The organism is Pseudomonas peli (genome assembly GCF_050563605.1).
GTDB classification, from domain to species: Bacteria; Pseudomonadota; Gammaproteobacteria; order Pseudomonadales; family Pseudomonadaceae; genus Aquipseudomonas; species Aquipseudomonas peli_A.
Genome location: NZ_JBNXUH010000357.1, coordinates 1 through 332, shown reverse-complemented (window position 1 = coordinate 332; position 332 = coordinate 1). Strand labels below are relative to the sequence as shown.

At 57.1% G+C, this 332-nt stretch carries 1 pseudogene; it reads right to left on the bottom strand.

The features are described 5' to 3' along the window. Positions 1 to 162: pseudogene (locus tag ACQ4LH_RS21975) on the bottom strand (hypothetical protein); the annotation flags it as partial. Between the last annotated feature and the right edge of the window lie 170 nt (positions 163 to 332).

The following is a 332-nucleotide window of genomic DNA, read 5'->3' as shown; positions in this document are numbered from 1 at the left end:
AGATGTGTATAAGAGACAGGTGCTGGGTTTGTAGGCTTGGGTAACACCCTGCTGCACTGCGATGGGGCCAAAGGCCGCGCCTACGTCGCCGATATCGGCGGTGGCGTTGTCTTTCTCAGCGGCGAATTTGGCAATTTCCTGGGCCGAGCTCCCGTCGGTGTCCCAATTATTTTAGCCATACCCTTCTCTTTTACACATCTTACGCTGCCCACCCCCCGCCACGCGTGNCGCCTACGTCGCCGATATCGGCGGTGGCGTTGTCTTTCTCAGCGGCGAATTTGGCAATTTCCTGGGCCGAGCTCATGTCGGTGTCCATATGCTTCAAGCCATAC